Annotated in this window: 12 protein-coding genes; 10 read left to right on the top strand and 2 right to left on the bottom strand. The window is 67.9% G+C overall.

Annotated features, from left to right (window positions below; translation table 11 throughout):
• Positions 1-108 precede the first annotated feature (108 nt).
• Positions 109-1,038 (top strand): glycosyltransferase family 2 protein, encoded by a 930-nt coding sequence (locus BVIR_RS14705; RefSeq protein ID WP_055038319.1) that lies wholly within the window; start codon positions 109-111, stop codon positions 1,036-1,038.
• Between the two features lie 41 nt (positions 1,039-1,079).
• Positions 1,080-2,708, top strand: a complete 1,629-nt coding sequence (locus BVIR_RS14700; RefSeq protein ID WP_236823621.1) for a glycoside hydrolase family 44 protein — start codon at positions 1,080-1,082, stop codon at positions 2,706-2,708.
• 66 nt (positions 2,709-2,774) lie between these two features.
• Here the strand turns inward: BVIR_RS14700 and BVIR_RS14695 are convergent, their stop codons facing one another.
• Positions 2,775-4,205, bottom strand: coding sequence for a GumC family protein (locus tag BVIR_RS14695; RefSeq protein ID WP_058124848.1), 1,431 nt, complete (start codon positions 4,203-4,205; stop codon positions 2,775-2,777).
• A 397-nt stretch (positions 4,206-4,602) separates the two neighbouring features.
• On the opposite strand from BVIR_RS14695, the gene sppA reads away from it, so the two are divergent.
• From sppA to pyk, 5 genes are all read left to right on the top strand, one after another.
• Positions 4,603-5,574, top strand: coding sequence for a signal peptide peptidase SppA (gene sppA / locus BVIR_RS14690; protein WP_055038316.1), 972 nt, complete (start codon positions 4,603-4,605; stop codon positions 5,572-5,574).
• Positions 5,575-5,615: 41 nt separating this feature from the next.
• Positions 5,616-5,897 carry an integration host factor subunit beta gene (locus BVIR_RS14685; RefSeq protein WP_055038315.1) on the top strand — a complete coding sequence of 94 codons (282 nt, stop codon included), beginning with the start codon at positions 5,616-5,618 and terminating at the stop codon, positions 5,895-5,897.
• Between the two features lie 394 nt (positions 5,898-6,291).
• On the top strand, positions 6,292-6,642 hold the full coding sequence (locus tag BVIR_RS14680; RefSeq protein WP_055038314.1) for a lipopolysaccharide assembly protein LapA domain-containing protein: 351 nt from the start codon (positions 6,292-6,294) through the stop codon (positions 6,640-6,642).
• 431 nt (positions 6,643-7,073) lie between these two features.
• Positions 7,074-7,559 (top strand): DUF1036 domain-containing protein, encoded by a 486-nt coding sequence (locus BVIR_RS14675; protein ID WP_082417412.1) that lies wholly within the window; start codon positions 7,074-7,076, stop codon positions 7,557-7,559.
• Position 7,560: 1 nt separating this feature from the next.
• Entirely contained in the window at positions 7,561-8,994 is a 1,434-nt protein-coding gene (pyk, locus tag BVIR_RS14670) for a pyruvate kinase (RefSeq protein ID WP_055038313.1), read from the top strand.
• 60 nt (positions 8,995-9,054) lie between these two features.
• Here pyk and serB read toward each other — a convergent pair whose 3' ends face one another.
• The gene (gene serB / locus BVIR_RS14665) at positions 9,055-9,951 is read right to left on the bottom strand and encodes a phosphoserine phosphatase SerB (RefSeq protein ID WP_055038312.1); all 897 of its coding nucleotides are present in this window, start codon (positions 9,949-9,951) and stop codon (positions 9,055-9,057) included.
• A gap of 178 nt (positions 9,952-10,129) precedes the next feature.
• On the opposite strand from serB, the gene miaA reads away from it, so the two are divergent.
• From miaA to BVIR_RS14650, 3 genes are all read left to right on the top strand, one after another.
• A complete protein-coding gene (gene miaA, locus BVIR_RS14660) occupies positions 10,130-11,062 on the top strand; it encodes a tRNA (adenosine(37)-N6)-dimethylallyltransferase MiaA (protein ID WP_055038934.1) in 933 nt (310 codons plus the stop codon).
• 180 nt (positions 11,063-11,242) lie between these two features.
• Complete coding sequence (locus BVIR_RS14655; protein ID WP_055038311.1) at positions 11,243-11,446, top strand: hypothetical protein; 204 nt, start codon at positions 11,243-11,245, stop codon at positions 11,444-11,446.
• A 550-nt stretch (positions 11,447-11,996) separates the two neighbouring features.
• Positions 11,997-13,757, top strand: coding sequence for an acetolactate synthase 3 large subunit (locus BVIR_RS14650; protein ID WP_055038310.1), 1,761 nt, complete (start codon positions 11,997-11,999; stop codon positions 13,755-13,757).
• Positions 13,758-13,817 lie beyond the last annotated feature (60 nt).

Raw genomic sequence — 13,817 nt, 5'->3', positions numbered from 1 at the left:
ATCAAAGAAGATCTATGTTACCACAGAGAAACGCGCGGCCGGAATATGGCGACGTCGGTGAATAGATCTTTAACTCGACCGTCGTTCGAGTGACAGGAGTCGGCGCGGATGGACGTGGTTTCCATTGTCGTTCCGACACTGAACCGGCCGCAGCCGCTGCAGCGAGCGATCGCCAGCACGCTGGCGCAAGCTGAACTGCAGAACATCCACATCGAAATTGTCGTGGTCGACAATTCGGCCGAGGGCTCAGCGCAGGCGGTGGTGACGGCGCTGCCGGCGGGACGCCGGCCGGTTCGCTATTTGCGCGAGCCGAACCCGGGCGTTGCCAACGCCCGTAACGCTGGCGTTCGGGCCGCAAGCGGGCGCTGGGTCGCCTTCCTCGACGACGACGAGGAAGCCTCGCCCAACTGGGTCGCTCAGTTGGTCGCGGTCGCGCGGCGCAGCGGCGCCGCCGCGGTGTTCGGGCCGGTCGAGGCCAGGGCGGAGGAGGGCGGCGCCATCGGGGCGTTCGCGCCCTATTTCTCCCGCCGGATCGACCGCGCCGACGCCAGCGACATCACCGATTTGTCCGCCTATCTCGGCACCAACAACTCGATGTTCGAGCGCGAACGCTGTTTCGCGGAGGCGCAGCCGTTCGACGCCGGCCTCAACGAGGTCGGCGGCGAGGACAGCCTGCTGCTCAAGCGGTTGGCGCGGCGCGGCCTGCGGTTCGCCTGGGCGGCGAACGCGGGGGTGCTCGAATGGGTGCCGCCGCGGCGCCTGACCTGGGGCTACGTCTGGCGACGCAAGTTCCTCAGCGGCCAGATTCGGGTGTTCGTCTTTCACATGCTGCGGCCGGTACCATGGCCGTCGATCGCGTTGTGGATGACGGTCGGCCTGGTGCAGCTCGGCGGTGCCACTGCCGCCGCCCTGATTGTGCTGCCGTTCCGGCGTGCTGCCGCCGCCCGGCTGGTCGCCGTCGCCTGCGGCGGGCTCGGCAAGCTGTTGTGGATGCCGCGCTTCCGCCAGGCGCTCTATGGCACCAAGCTGGTGTCATGAGCGGCGGTCGGCGAGCGCCAGGGCGGCCGACACGCCGCAGCGTGATTGTCGGCGGCGTGGCCTCGGCATTGGTCGCGCCGGGACTGGTCACCCCCGCCGGGGCCTCCGACGATACCTTGCCCGGTATCTTTCCCATCGTCATCGACGATACCGCGCCGGGCCGGCTGATCAGCCCGCTGATCTACGGCTCCAGCGAGATCGGCACTGCGGACGGCGGCGCGCGCTCGGCCGAGCTCGATCGGGCCGCACACGTCACCGCCCGGCGCCTCGGCGGCAACCTGATGACCGCCTACAACTGGGTTAACAACGCCACCAACGCCGGCAAGGATTTCCAGCACGCCAACGGCGCGTTTCTGCTCGACATGCTCGGGGTGCCGGACCCGCACCGGACCCGGCCCGCCGCGGTGATCGAGGCGATGCACCACGCCTCGCTGGCGATGGGCGCGAAAAGCCTTGTCACGCTGCCGCTGGCCGGCTTCGTCGCAGCCGATTTCGGCGGGCCGGTCGCGGCCGAGGCGGCGGCGCCGTCGGCGCGGTTCGTGCCGGTGCGCTGGCGCGGCCACGCCGGCGCCGCCGATCCGATCGATCCCAAGGTCGCCGACATCCCCCAACTGCTCGCCCGGCTGGTTCAGCGCTTCGGCGGCGCCGACACCCCGGACGGCATCCACGCCTATGCGCTCGATAATGAGCCCGGCCTGTGGTTCGAGAACCATCCGCGCATCGTCACCGGCCGGATGCCGATCCGCACCTTCATCGAGCGTTCGGTCGCCGCGGCGCGGGCGATCAAGGCGGCGGACCCCGCCGCGGCGGTGTTCGGCCCGGTGTGCTGGGGCGCGACCGAGATGGTCGACTTTCAGCAGGCGCCGGATTGGAATGAGTTCCGCCATTACGGCAGCTTCATCGCCGCCTATCTCGACACCTTCCGGGCGGCCTCGGCGCGGGCGGGGCAGCGGCTTCTCGACGTTCTCGACATCCATTGGTATCCGTTCAGCCGCCGCGGCAGCCTGTTCCGCACCGAGCAGCCCGATTTGGCCGAAGCATTGCTGGATGCGCCGCGCTCTTTGACCGAGCCGGGCTTTCGAGAGGACAGCTGGGTGGCCGACGTGCTGCCGGTCGGCGATGGCGAAGCACTGGCGCTGCCGCTGCTGCCGAGCCTGGAGCGGCTGATCGCACGCCGATATCCCGGCACCCGGATCTCGGTCACCGAATTCAATTTCGGCGGTGCCGGGCAACTCGTCTCCGGCCTCGCCCTCGCCGACGTGCTGGGCCGGTTCGGCGCCGCCGGGGTCTATTTCGCCTGCCACTGGGGCAGCCTCGCCGGCTGGCTCGGCGAGGCCTACCGGCTGTTCCGCGTCGCCGATGCCACCGGGGCGCCGTTCGGCGGCCGCGCGCTTGGCGTGGCGACGCCGGGCGGGCCGGCCGTCACCGCCTATGCGGCGGCGGGCGCCGCCGGTGCCCCGCTCCATCTCGTCGTGCTCAACAAGGCAACGCAGGCGGCCGAGATCGAGGTGGCGTTCGCCTCCGGCCGCTCCCCACGCCTGCTGTCGGTGCGGGGGTTCGATGCCGCCCACCCGGCGACGACGACGCTCCCGGCCGAGGCGCAGGTCGGCGAAAGGTCGGTCCGGATCGCGCTGCCGGCGCGTGCGGCGCGGCGGTTCACGTTCGCCTAAAGGGACCGCCGATCTGATGGCACCAGGCGGGTTTCATATTGCCCTGCGCGAGCGCTGACCTGAGCCTCAGGCCGGCTTGGCGCGGGGTAGAAGCCGCATCAAGCGGCCAGTGCCGAACAGCGTGGTCAACGTGATCACCGCGACCGCGGCGAGGACGCCCATGACGGCGCCGAACAGGCCCCACCGGATCGCGCCGGCCACCGCGCTGCCGCGTTCGGGCGGCCGGGCGATCGAGACGACGCGCAGGTTGGCGGAGTCGATCTGGCCGAACTCGCCGGCCTCGCGCGAGCGGGTCTCGAACGATTCGAGCACCTTGCGGTTGGCCTCGACCTGCTGTTCGAGGGCCCTGAGCTCGATTTCGGCCTGTTGGGCGCGGGCGACCTCGCCCGACAGGGTTTGGACGGTGCGCGCCAGGCCGTCCTGTTCGGCGATGGCGCGGCTGAGATCGGCGCCGGCCGACTCGCGAATGGAGCGCAGTTCGGCGGCAACGCGGCGGCTGATTTCGTTGGCGCGGTTGCGCGCCCCGACCAGGGCCGGGTGACGCTCGCCGAGTTCCGCGGTTAGGCGGGCCAGTTCCTCCAGCGCCGCGGTCTGGCGGTCCCGCAGTAGCAGCAGGCGCTGCGATTCGGAATCGACGCCGAGGGCGCCGGTGTCCAGCGCGGCGGACTTCAACTGCTCGACGCGAGCGCGAGCCCGCGCCAGCCGCGACTGCGCCGCGCCGAGCGCGGTGATCGCCTCGGTCAGCTTCTGTTCGACCACCAGGCTTTGCCTGGTGCCGATCAGGTTGTTCTTCAGGCGAAAGGCCTGGGTCTTGACCTCGGATTCCCGCAGCGCCTGGCCCAGCGCCTCCAACCGGGCGGTGAGGTGGCTGGTTAGGCGGCGCGCGGCGTCGGCGCGGCTCTCCGCGTCCTCGTCGATATAGGCCTTGACGACGTCGTTGGCGCGGCGGGCCGCCGCTTGCGGCGTCGACGCCCGTGCGGTGATGTCGACGACATAGCTGCGGTCGGCGCGGTGGACGGTCACCGAGCGGCGCAAGGCGTCCAGCGCCTTGGTGTCGACCCGCCGCTCGCCGTCCGGTGACTGGCCGGGCCGCAATTCGACCTCCCTGCCGTCCCGCCGCAACGGCGGCGGGGTCCCGGCGGCCGCTGCTTCCTCGCGAAGCACCCGCGCCAGCACGCTCTCGGAAGTGATGACGCCCATCTGGCTTTCAAGGAAGCCGAACGCAGCGTTGGCGTCGAACTGGCCCGGGTTGAGATCGTTGGAGAAAACCCTCAAACCGCGCGGATCGATGAGGAGTTGCGCCGTCGCGGTAAAATCGCCCGGGTACACCGCCTTCACGCCGCCGGCGAGGACGCCGCCGGCCACGCCCGCGGCGATGATCGCCCAGGCATTGCGTTTCAGGGCTTTCGACAGAACGGCGAACGCGACCAGCCACGGGCCTGACCCGTTCGGCAGCGTTAGCTGGTTCTCGTCGGTAGCCTCGGGCACAAGAGCCATCGATGCTCAGCTCTCTACAACGCGAAATACGCCACGCTGCCTTCCATCACCCAAAGATGATGCCGGCCACGCTGAAGGAACCGGTGGTGACCTCAATGAGCCATGTTAAAATTTTAGGGTTAACATTCGGTTCGGACGGACGTTGTTTTCGCACGAGGGCGTGATGCCGCATCATCCCCGGCAGGACCGGCCTGTCGCAGGCGCGGCCGTCCGACCGCTCCCGGTCCGAGTAGTGGGCGACCGGAACAAGAGGCGGTGGCAGAGGCGCTTTGATTTCACGGCTGAAAATCCCTAAGTTGCCACCGCCCGGTGCGCCGGGTCCGGCCTTCGGGGCACGGCCGGTCGCTGCGCCTCCGTCCGCTCAAGCGTGAAAACGCCGTCATTTCAGGACGCCGACATGTCTTTCGACGCCGACACCCTTATCGAACGCCGCCGCCTGCGCCGCTCCCTGTCGGCGTGGCGGATCGCTGCCGTCCTCGCCGTTGCTGCCGCGGTCGGTGCGCTGGTGGTCGGCCTGGACGGCGCCAGCTTCGTCGAGAAGCGTCAGGCCCACATCGCCCGCGTGCCGATCTCCGGGCTGATCCGTGGCGACCGCGATCGCCTCAAGATGCTGGACGAAATCGCCACCTCCGGCGCCAAGGCGGTGATCCTCGCGATCGACAGCCCCGGCGGCACGGTGACCGGCTCCGACGGACTGCACACCGCGTTGCGTCGACTGGCGGAGAAGCGGCCGGTGGTGGCGGTGGTCGATGGCATGGCGGCGTCCGGCGCCTATATCGCCGCGCTCGGTGCCGACGAGATCATCGCTGGCCGCAACAGCCTGGTTGGCTCGATCGGCGTCATCGTCCAGTTCCCGAACGTCACCGGGCTGCTCAAGAGCGTCGGCGTCGAGGTCGAGGAGGTGAAGTCCACTCCGCTCAAGGCGGCGCCGTCCGGTCTGGTGCCGACCTCGCCCGAGGCGCGCCAAGCGCTGCAGTCGGTGGTCGACGACAGCTACGGTTGGTTCAAGTCCCTGGTCAAGGCCAGACGCGACCTTGACGACGCCGAGTTGCGGACTGTCGCGGACGGCCGGGTGTGGACCGGCGCCCAGGCGCTGGAGCTGAAGCTCATCGACAGGCTCGGCGACCAGGACACCGCGCTCGCTTGGCTGAACGAGGCGCGCGGCGTCGACAAATCCCTGCCGGTGCGCGATTGGAAGGGGTCGCGCTCGGCAACCGACGAGATCAAGCTTACCACCCGGGTGCTCGCCGCGCTCGCCGAGGCCGCCGGTTGGCCTCAACTGGCGCAAAACCTGCGTACAGACCCCGTTGCGCTCTCGACCGCGCTTGACGGTGTTCTGGCGGTTTGGCACCCTCCGGTGGGTCAGTAAGCGTTGGTCTTTAAGCTCTTTCAGGCGTATCGGAGGACGCGATGATCAAATCCGAACTCGTCCAGAAAATTGCCGAGGCCAACCCGCACCTCTATCAGCGTGACGTCGAGACCATCGTGAACGCGATCCTTGACGAGGTGACCGCAGCCTTGGCGCGCGGCGACCGGGTCGAGTTGCGTGGGTTCGGCGCGTTCTCGGTGAAGTCCCGCCCGGCTCGGGTCGGGCGCAACCCGCGAACGGGCGAGCATGTGCCGGTGAGCGAGAAATTCGTGCCGTTCTTCAAGACCGGCAAGGAAATGCGCGACCGGCTGAACGACGACTAGAGCGTTTTCCGCAGCTGCCGCAGACGTTCTTGCGGAGGAGCGGCGGCGTCATAAGGTCTGAGATAAGACTTGACGATTCAGGGCTTGGCGAATCAAGGCTTGGAGCGTCGATCCGGTCAGATCGCTCGGCCGATGTTCCAACGCGACGTTCGCGGTTGCCGGTATCGGTTGCTGCCGCGAACAGACAGTCGGAGTTCGAGGGCAGAAGGCTTGAGACGACATCCGCCCGATCGGGCCGGGGGTTCGTATGCCGGTCGCCGGAAGCTCCCTTTCCGATCAGGGGGTTCGGCGAGGTTGTTTCCGGGATCACGCGCGATCATCCGGAAACCGTATGATGGGTCAGGCCGAATGAGGCTTTCGCCGCTGCGGGGAGGTTCCGGTGCTTAAAAAGCTAGTGTTTCTTATCGTCGGCTTGCCGATTGGCATCGCGCTCGTGGTTCTGGCAGTTGCGAACCGGGCGCCGGTCACGCTTATCCTCGATCCCTTCGCCGGCAGCCCGGCCGAGGCCGCCTATTCTTGGTCGGTGCCGCTCTACCTCATCGTGTTCGCCACGCTGGTGCTGGGCGTGATCCTGGGCGGGGTCGCGAGCTGGTGGTCCACCGGGCGCCGGCGCGGCGCCGGCAAGCGCGGGCGGGTCCAGGCGCCTGTGACGCAGGCTGAGATCGAGCGCCTGCGCACCGCTGCTTCGCCGTCCGGGGAGGCCGTGCCAGCGGCGCTGCCGCGGCCTCGTCGCAGCGCCGCCTGATCCAACGCCCGGCCGTCTTCACGTTCTCGCGGGCGGTTTTGCGGGCCGCTCCGACCGTGGACAGGGCCGCTGAAATGGCCGTGATCGGTTCGGTGTCCCCCGCCATTGCCCTGCCCTGGCCACGTTCGCCGCGTTGTGTCTGCGCTCGCGGTTGGATGTTCGCGCCGGGCTGGCGCCGCAGGAGCATTTTCCGCAAAACGGGAGCTTTTTTGCGGAAAAATACGTTAAACGAATAGCTTACACGAAATCCTCGGCGAGTCGGCCGGGGTTTCGTAGTTCGGTTGCTGAAATATCCCTTTCCTGATCGGGGGTTTTTCAGCGAGGTGGTTTCCGGGATCACGAAATGATCATCCGGAAACCGTATTAGACGCTCGCCCAAATGCCGTCGGATCGGCGGGCGCGCTCACGGTTCGGTGTTTGCTGCGAAGGTCATGGCTGACCGCATCTGGTGTTTTCGTCGTCGCGTTCGCGCCGCCATCGTCCTGACCGTCGTCGTGGCGGCGGGCTCGTTGGCAACGTCGCCTTCGGCGTGGGCCGACTTTCGCGTCTGCAACAAGACCGGGAGCCGCATCGGCCTTGCCGTCGGCTACAAGGAAGGCGATCGCTGGACCACCGAGGGCTGGTGGAATCTGGCCGCCAACAGCTGCGAAACCTTGATGCGGGGGCCGCTGGTCGCGCGGTTCTATTACATCTACGGCGTAGATTATGACCGCGGCGGTGAATGGGCCGGCAAGGCTTTCATGTGTACGCGTGACAAAGAGTTTACAATTCGCGGTATCGAGGATTGCCTTGCCCGCGGCTACGACCGCACCGGTTTCTTTGAGGTGGACACCAATGAACAAAAAAGCTGGACGGTTCAGCTCACAGATGCGATGCAGAGTAGCCCCCTATTGACCGGTCAGACCCCCACCCGCTGATATGAGACGGCAACGCCGCACAAAGATCGTCGCCACGCTGGGTCCGGCGTCGAGCGAGAAGGACGTCATCGCGCGGCTGTTCGAAGCGGGCGCCGACGTCTTTCGCATCAATATGAGCCACACGCCGGTGGCCGGCATGCGCCGCTTCGTGACGATCATTCGCGAGGTTGAGGCCGAGTTCAACCGGCCGATCGGCATCCTGGTCGACCTTCAAGGCCCCAAGCTCAGGGTCGGCGCCTTCGCCGCCGGCAAGGTCCAGCTTGCGGTCGGTGACCGTTTCATGCTCGACGACGACAAGACGCCGGGCGATGCCATGCGGGTGTGCCTGCCGCACCCCGAGATTCTTCAGGCGCTTGAGCCCGGACACCGGCTGTTGGTCGACGACGGCCGGCTGCGGCTGGTGGTGGAGGCGGTGAGCCCCGGCCGGACGCTGACCCGTGTCGAGATCGGCGGCACCATTTCCAATCGCAAGGGCGTCAGCCTGCCCGACACCACCATCCCGTTCTCTGCGCTGACCGAAAAGGACCGCACCGACCTCGAGGCGGCGCTCGACGCCGGCGTCGACTGGATTGCGCTGTCCTTCGTGCAGAAGCCGGAGGACGTCGCCGAGGTGCTGAAGGTTGCGCGCGGTCGCGCCAAGGTGCTGGCCAAGATCGAGAAGCCGCAGGCGATCGCCCGGCTGCACGAAATCATGGAGGTCGCTGACGCCCTGATGGTGGCGCGCGGCGACCTCGGCGTCGAGCTGCCGCTGGAGCAGGTGCCGGGGCTGCAGAAGCAGATCACCCGCCACGCCCGCCGCATCGGCCGGCCGGTGGTGGTGGCGACCCAGATGCTCGAATCGATGATCGAGTTTCCTTCGCCGACCCGGGCCGAGGTGTCGGACGTCGCCACCGCGGTGTTCGAGGGCGCTGACGCCATCATGCTGTCGGCGGAGAGCGCCGCGGGCAAGTACCCGGTCGAGGCGGTGGCGCAGATGAACCGCATCGCCGAACAGGTCGAGCGCGACCCCAACTACCACACGCTGCTGCGCAACCAGCGCGCCGAGCCGGAGGCAACCGGCGCCGACGCCATCGCTGCCGGCGCCCGCGAGATCGGCGAGACGCTGGCGCTGGATGCCATCGTGTGCTGGACCTCATCCGGCGCCACCGCGCTCCGGGTCGGGCGCGAGCGGCCCAAGCCCCACATCGTGGCAATCTCGCGCGACTGGGAGACGGCACGCCGCCTCGCGCTGGTTTGGGGCGTCCACCCCATCGTCGCCGAAGACGCCCGCGACCTCGACGACATGGTGAGCCGGGCCTGCCGCCTCGCTTTTGCCGACGGTTTCACCCAGCCCGGCCGGCGGGTGATCGTGGTTGCCGGCGTGCCGCTCGGCACTCCGGGCGCCACCAACATGCTGCGCATCGCCTTTGTCGGCTCCGACGCGGCTGGGCTATAGATTGATCATGGGTTCCGGATCGTCCCGCCGCTTATCCGGAACGACGGGTGGCGAGCCGGCTCACCCCTCGACGAACTCCTCCCGCCGGTAGCCCTGGATATAGAGCAGCGCGGTGAGGTCGCCGTGGTCGAGCCGGACGTGGGCGGACGCGGCCACCTGCGGCTTGGCGTGGAAGGCGACGCCGAGCCCGGCTTCCAGCAGCATGTCGAGGTCGTTGGCGCCGTCGCCGACCGCGAGCGTCGCCGCCGGGTCGAGCCCGAACCGCGTCCGGAGTTCGACCAGCGCCGCCAGCTTGGCCTCGCGTCCGACGATCGGCTCAGCGACCGTGCCGGTCAGCTTGCCATCCGCGACGTCGAGGTGATTGGCATGGGCTTCGTCGAAGCCGACCATCGCGGCGATATGGTCGGTGAAGGCGGTGAAGCCGCCGGACACCAGGCAGGTATAGGCGCCGTGGCTGCGCATGGTGCGCACCAGCGCCGGGCCGCCCGGCGTGAGCGTGATGCGCTCCTGGATCACCTGCGTCACCACCTCGGCGGGCAGGCCGCGCAGCAGCGCCACCCGCTCGCGCAGCGCCGGCTCGAACGCCATCTCACCGCGCATGGCGCGCTCGGTGATCGCTGCGACGTGATCCTTGCAGCCGACGAGGTCCGCCAGTTCGTCGATGCACTCCTGGCCGATCATGGTCGAATCCATGTCGGCGACGAACAGGCGCTTCTTGCGCTGGGCCGCCAGCTGCACGCAGACGTCGACCGCCGCCGCGCCCAGCGCCGCGCGCAGCCGCTCGGCGATGACGTCGAGCTTGGCATCTGGCCGCGCGAACGCGAGGTCGGCGGCGATGCCGGGCGCCAGCCACAGCGGCGCGGCCGGGTGGGGCAGGGCGTCGGCGGCCGCAGCCAGCAGAGCGCCGTCGAGTACCGGCGTGGCGGGATTGGCGATCAAGGTGGCGACGTATGCCATGCCGTGTCCGGTGCTCTCAGTTAAGGCCCGTGCTACCACGGGCCGAAGCGGGTTTGCATGGATCGGATGCAGGTCCGAGGAACGAAAACATAAAATATTTCAAACTCTTGCGGGATTTCGAGTCCGCCATCCGCTGGCGGTGTTCGAAAAACCTGCCTCGCCCGGCGGTGTCGGGCCAATAGGAGACGTGGCGTTGACTGCGCAGGGGGTGCTCATTGCAGGTCCGACCGCAAGCGGCAAGTCAGCTTTGGCGCTGTCCTTGGCGTTGCGGCTCCAAGGTACCGTCATCAATGCCGATTCGATGCAGGTATACCGCGACTTGCACATCCTCACTGCCCGCCCGGGCGCGGCGGAGACCGCCGAGGCGCCGCACCTGCTCTACGGCCATGTCGATGCGGCGGTGAACTACTCGGCCGGCCGCTGGGTCGAGGACGCCACCCGCGCGGTGGCCGAGGTTCGCGCCGCCGGACGGCTGCCGATCGTGGTCGGCGGCACCGGACTCTATTTCAAGGCGCTGACGGAGGGGCTGTCCGATATTCCGATGGTGCCGGAGGCGGTGCGGGCGACGGTGCGCGCGGAAGCCGAGGGGCTGAGCAGCCCGGACCTTCACGCTTTGCTGGCGGCGCGCGATCCGGTCACCGCCGGCAAATTGCGTCCGAACGACCGCCAGCGCGTGTTGCGCGCGCTGGAGGTGCTGACGGCGACCGGTCGCCCACTCGCCGTGTGGCAGACGCTGCCGCGGCGGCCGCGGCTCGATCCCGCCGCGACCCTCGGCGTGTTCCTGGCGCCGGAGCGGGCGTTGCTGACGGCGCGGATCGACGCCCGGTTCGACGCCATGCTGGCGGCGGGCGCGCTTGAGGAGGTCGCCCGGCTCAAGGATCGCCGACTCGACCCGCTGCTGCCGGCGATGCGCGCCCACGGCGTGCCGGGGCTGATCGCCTATCTCGACGGCACAATCTCGCTGGATGAGGCCATCTCGCGCGGCAAGGCCGACACCCGCGCCTACGCCAAGCGCCAGGCGACCTGGTTTCGCCACCAGATGCCGGGCTGGCAGGCGCTGCCGCCGGCAGACGCGGAGGCCGTCGTGCTCGCAGCGCTCGGGCGGGGCTGATACGGCTTCGGAACGATCCCGTCGGGAACCGCAACACCCTCGCGAAAAAATCGTTGATCGGAAAGGAAGTTTTCGACGGATCGGCGGGATTTCGCGTAATTGGCGTCGGAACCGAAACGCCAGCTCGGCGGTTACTTTAGGGGCAACGCAACACCCGGCGTGACCGGATGGAGCAACGCGATGCGGTTTCTGATCGGCGTGATTTTCGGCGTGATACTCACGATCGGGGCGGCCTACGTCCACGACAACGTCAATTTCGGCCGCGAGGCCCGGGCGGTGGCGCGGCCGATGATCGTGAACTGGGACGTTCTCACCGGGTTGTGGTCGGCCACGGTCGAGCGGCCGGCGGCGCGGTCGTTCGGCCAGAACAACAGCGGTGGCTGACCTCGCAGCGCCAGACGGCGAATCGTCGGCGCCGCAGCTGACTTGGTCGATGTCGGCGGAGCGGGCGATGCCCGCGACGTGATGGACGAAGGCATTGGGCTCCCGGCCGAAAGCTGGGCATAGGGCGGCAGCTCGCCGCGCTCGCAAAGCCCTGAGCAGCTCGCCGCGCTCGCAAAGCCCTGAGCAGCTCGCCGGCGCCCTGCACATAACTGGCGCGGCCGCCGCATCGTTCATGTCCGAGCACATACGGAGATCGCCGGCCTCATGGTCGCCTGCCGCCTCGAACCCGGCGTTCCGGGACGGTTGCAGCGGGATTCATGCGGTTGCGAGCGGCTTGACGACCGTTGCGAAGGCGATTAGGTTCCGCGCAACTTTTCATCAGGAGCGGCGTATGCTGCGCAATTTCCTTATCGTATGTGGGGCGCCATCGCCGGAGCGGACCTGATCCGCCCTCCGACCGATGGCGCATGGGGCCCCTTCTAGGGGCCTTTTTGTTGCCCGAACGACACCCCTCCGACCCATTCGCAGGATGAAACCAAGGACAAAGCCCATGACTCGCGAGATGACCGGAGCCGAGATGGTGGTCCAGGCTCTGATCGACCAGGGCGTCAGCCACATTTTCGGCTATCCCGGCGGTGCCGTGCTGCCGATCTATGACGCGCTGTTCCACACCGACAAGGTGAAGCACATCCTGGTCCGCCACGAGCAGGCTGCCGTGCACGCCGCCGAGGGCTTCGCCCGCTCCACCGGCAAGGTCGGCGCGGTGCTGGTCACCTCCGGGCCCGGTTCGACCAACGCGGTGACCGGGCTTGCCGACGCCATGATGGACTCAATCCCGGTGGTGTGCATCACCGGGCAGGTGCCCACCCATCTGATCGGCTCGGATGCGTTCCAGGAGTGCGATACCGTTGGCATCACCCGGCACTGCACCAAGCACAACTATCTGGTGAAGTCGATCAACGACCTGCCGCGCATCCTGCACGAGGCGTTCTACGTTGCCGCCGCCGGCCGGCCCGGCCCGGTGGTGGTCGATATTCCCAAGGACCTGCAGTTCGCCACCGGCAGCTATTCGCGGCCGACCAGCAACCAGCACAAGACCTATCGTCCCCAGGTCAAGGGCGAGATGTCCAAGATCAAGGCCGCCATCGAGATGATGAAGACGGCCAAGCGGCCGGTGTTCTACACCGGCGGCGGCGTCATCAATTCGGGAACGGAAGCCTCTGCGCTGCTGCGCGAACTGGTGCGCACCACCGGCTTCCCGATCACCTCGACCCTGATGGGCCTTGGCGCCTACCCGGCGTCCGACCGGCAGTGGCTCGGCATGCTGGGCATGCACGGCACCTACGAGGCCAACCTCGCCATGCACGATAGCGACCTGATCGTCGCGATCGGTGCCCGCTTCGACGACCGCGTGACCGGCCGCCTCGACGCCTTTGCGCCGGGCTCGACGAAGATCCACATCGACATCGATCCGTCCTCGATCAACAAGAACGTCAAGGTCGACCTCGCCATCATCGGCGATTGCGCCCACGTGCTGGAGGACATGGTGCGGCTGTGGCGCGCCTCGAACGCCTCTGCCGACAAGACGGCGCTCAAGGGCTGGTGGGACCAGATCGACACCTGGCGCAAGCGTGATTGTCTTGCCTATCGGCCGACGCAGGACCTCATCAAGCCGCAGTACGCGCTGCAGCGGCTCTATGAGCTGACCAAGGGCAAGGACGTCTACTTCACCACCGAGGTCGGTCAGCACCAGATGTGGGCGGCGCAGTTCCTCAAGTTCGAGGACCCCAACCGCTGGCTGACGTCCGGCGGCCTCGGCACCATGGGCTACGGCCTGCCAGCGGCGGTGGGAGCGCAGGTCGCCCACCCCGGTGCGCTGGTGATCGACGTCGCCGGCGAAGCCTCGATCCAGATGACCATGCAGGAGATGTCGACGATCGCGCAGTACAACCTGCCGGTCAAGGTGTTCATCCTCAACAACCAGTATATGGGCATGGTGCGGCAGTGGCAGGAATTGCTGCACGGCGGCCGCTATTCTGAAACCTATTCGGAAGGCCTGCCGGATTTCGTCAAGCTGGCCGAGGCTTATCATGCTCGCGGTATCCGCTGCGACAAGCCGGACGAACTCGACGCTGCGATCCTGGATATGATCAACTTCAATGGGCCGGTGCTGTTCGACTGCATCGTCGACCCCGCCGAGAACTGCTTCCCGATGATCCCGTCGGGCAAGGCGCACAACGACATGATCCTCGGCGACGCCGTGAAGGACATCGGCTCTATCATCGACGACAAGGGCAAGATGCTGGTCTGATGCCTCTTGCTGCGGCTGCCCGGCCCTGGGCCGGCGGCCGCTTCCGCCGTCATGCCGGCC

It is taken from the genome of Blastochloris viridis (genome assembly GCF_001402875.1).
Taxonomy (GTDB): domain Bacteria; phylum Pseudomonadota; class Alphaproteobacteria; order Rhizobiales; family Xanthobacteraceae; genus Blastochloris; species Blastochloris viridis.
Note: the sequence above shows the minus strand (reverse complement) of the source record. Positions and strands in the feature narration are given on the sequence as shown.